This window comes from Streptomyces sp. NPDC041068, from assembly GCF_040647455.1.
Taxonomy (GTDB): Bacteria; Actinomycetota; Actinomycetes; order Streptomycetales; family Streptomycetaceae; genus Streptomyces.
Window position 1 is genome coordinate 1 of record NZ_JBEZCG010000051.1, and the last position, 3,437, is coordinate 3,437.

Genomic DNA, 3,437 nt, shown 5'->3' on the forward strand with positions numbered 1-3,437 from the left:
AACGGCAACCGCTCCAGCATCACCAACGCCGACGGCACCATGAACTCCGGCAACCGCCCCGCCACAAACCGACGCAACTCCGCCACCGACACACCGGCGGTCACGTCGATGTCGAGTTCGCCCGAGGCGCTGATGTCCACGGCGGTGTCCACGGGAACGACGTATCCGACCAGACGGGTGGAGCCGGCACGGCCCTCGCGGGCCACGACGGCGACCTGGGCCACTGCCGGGTGGGCCGCCAACGCCGCCTCGACCTCGGCCGGTTCGATGCGGAAGCCGTGCACCTTCACCTGTACGTCGCTGCGCCCCGCATACTCCAGAACGCCATCCGCGTTCCAGCGCGCCAGGTCACCCGTGCGGTACATGCGCTCACCGGCCGCCCCGAACGGATCGGCCACGAACCGCTCAGCCGTCAGTCCCGCCCGGCCGTGGTAGCCACGGGCGACCGAACCCGCCACGTACAGCTCGCCGACCACGCCGCGCGGCACGGGAGCCAGACCGGAGCCCAGCACGTACGCCCGCATGTTCGCCAGCGGCACACCGATCGGCGCGCCGCCGCCCCGCCAGTCCTCCGGCAGTACGCACGTCGACGCGTAGAAGCTCTCCGTCTGCCCATAGGCGTTCACCACCCGTGTGCCGGGCAGCACCTCACGGACCTTCTCCACCAGCGCGCCCGAGAGACCCTCCCCGGCGAACACGAGCGTGCCGATGTCGACCTTGCCCGCCAGCCCTTCGAGCAGCTCGGCGAAGACCGACGGCACCGTGTGCACAAGTCCGGTCCGCACGGCGTCGCGCTCCCCGAGTTCCAGCACGTCGCGGACCACCTCGACGGTGGCGCCTCGGCTCAGGCCCGTGAACACCTCGAACACGGAGACGTCGAAGTTGATCGAGGTCGTCGCCCACAGCCGCGACCCGGCCTCGATCCCCAGGACCGCGCCCAGCGCACGCACTCCGTTCACCACGTTCGCGTGGGTCACCGCGACACCCTTCGGCACGCCGGACGAGCCCGAGGTGTACATCACGTACGCGGCGTTCTCCGGGCGCACCCGCACCCCGCACCCGGACCCGTCGCCCGCGGCGAGGTCGACGTCGTCGAGGAACACCCGCGGCACGTCGCCCAGCGGCAGCCGGGTCGACTCCACCGTCGCCCGGTCCGACAGGACGGCGTCCGCGCCCGCGTCCCCCAGCATGTATCCCAGCCGCTCACTGGGGTAGCGCGGGTCCACGGGCACGTACGCGGCCCCGGACTTCAGTACGCCAAGGAGGCTCACGGCCAGGTCGGCCGAGCGCGGCAGTGCCACCGCGACCGTCGACTCGACGCCCACGCCGCAAGCGGCCAGGTGCCGGGCGAGCCGGTTGGCGCGCGCGTCCAACTCGGCGTACGTGTACGCCACTTCGCCACTGACGATGGCCACCGAGTCCGGTGCGGCCGCGACCTGTCGCTCGACCAGCTCCGCGACCGACACCGCGGGCACGGGCACGGCCGTACCGCTGCCGCCGCCGAGCACCTCGGCGCGCTCCCGCGGCGTCAGCACCTCGACCGCGCCCACTCGGGTCCGCGGGTCCGCGACGACCTGCCGCACGACCCGGGCGAAGCGTGCCGCGATCTCCTCCACGGTCTCCCGGTCGAACAGGTCCGTCGCGTACTCGAGGTCGCCCTGCACCGCCCGCCCCTCAGGCCCGTCGAGGACGGCGAGGTTGAGGGACAGGTCGAACTTCGCGGTGCCGGTCGCGACCGGCTCGACGGCCACGCTCAGGCCGGGCAGGTCGAGTGCGGGCCTGAGGTCGCTCTGCCAGGCGCACATGACCTGGAACAGCGGCTGGTAGGCGGTGGAACGCTCCGGGTTGAGCAGCTCGACGAGCCGCTCGAACGGCACGTCCTGGTTGTCGTACGCCGCCAGCGCCTTGACACGCACCCGGTCGAGGAGCTCATCGAACGTGGGGTTGCCCGTCAGGTCGGCGCGCAGCACCCAGGTGTTGACGAAGAAGCCGACCAGATCCGCGAGCGCCTCGTCGGTACGGCCCGCGATCGGCGAGCCGATCGGGATGTCGTCCCCGCTGCCCAGCTGGTGCAGGAGCACCGCGAGCGCCGACTGGAAGACCATCGACACAGTGGCGCCGCGCGCGCCCGCGAGCTGCTCCACCTCGTCCAGGAGGCCGGGCTCGAGGGTGAAGGCGACGGTGTCGCCGCGGTGGCTCGCCGCGGGCGGCCGCGGCCGGTCGGCCGGCAGCGCGATCGGGGCGGGCACGCCTGCCAACTCGTCCTTCCAGTAGGAGAGTTGGGTGGCCGCGATACTGTCGGGTGCGGACTCGTCGCCGAGCATCTCGCGCTGCCACAGGGCGTAGTCGCCGTACTGCACCGGCAGCGGCTGCCACTCGGGGGCGCGCCCTTCGCGGCGCGCCGAGTACGCGGCGACCAGGTCACGGGCGAGCGGCGCCGCGGACCCGCCGTCGCCGGCGATGTGGTGGACGACCAGGACCAGGACGTGCTCGTCCGCGGCGACCCGCACCACCCGCGCCCGCACCGGGACTTCGGCGGCGAGGTCGAATGCGCACGTCACGGCCTCGGCGACGGCGTCCGTGAGCCCCTCGGCTTCGACGTCCACGACGGGCACGTCGAGGGTCGCCTCCCCCACCGGCAGAACCCGCTGGAACGGCACCCCGTCCGCGTCCTCGGCGAAGAGGGTGCGCAGGCTCTCGTGCCGGGCCACCAGGTCCTGGACGGCCGCCGTGAGGGCCGCCTCGTCGAGGGCGCCGGAGAGCCGCAGCACGGCCGGGATGTTGTACGTCGCCGAAGGGCCCTCGAAGCGGTGGATGAACCACAGGCGGCGCTGCGCGTACGACAGCGGCAGCCGGTCCGGGCGTGCCTCGGCGGGCCGCAGCCGGGGCCTGGCCCGCGGGCCGTCCGGCAGATGCGTGAGCAGCTCGGCGGGGGTGGAGGACGTGAACACGGCACGGATCGGTATCTCGGCGCCCAGCTCGCCGCGGATCCGGCCGACCAGGCGGACCGCGAGCAGCGAGTCGCCGCCCAGGTCGAAGAACCGGTCGTCCATGCCGACCCGCTCCAGGCCGAGGACCTCGGCGAACACGGCGGCCATGGCCTCCTCGGCCGGCGTCGACGGCGCCCGGTGGACGCCCTCGGAGAACTCCGGTTCGGGCAGCGCGGCGCGGTCCAGCTTGCCGTTCGCCATCAACGGCAGCCGCTCCAGCGGCACGAACGCCGACGGCACCATGAACTCGGGCAGCCGCCCGGCCACGAACGTGCGCAGCTCCTGGACCGGCACGGCGGGGGTGTCTGTCGGGCCGACCGCGGGGACGACGTAGCCGACGAGGCGCGGCTCGCCGCCTCGGGCTTCATGGGTGGTGACGACGGCCTGGGCCACGGCCGGGTGCGCGGTCAAAGCCGCCTCGACCTCACCCGGCTCGATACGGAAACC

At 73.3% G+C, this 3,437-nt stretch carries 1 protein-coding gene; it reads right to left on the reverse strand.

The window, feature by feature from the left end; genetic code table 11:
- The coding region (locus AB0B50_RS44575; protein WP_362343832.1) for an amino acid adenylation domain-containing protein at window positions 1-3,437 on the reverse strand (3,437 nt) is incomplete at both ends.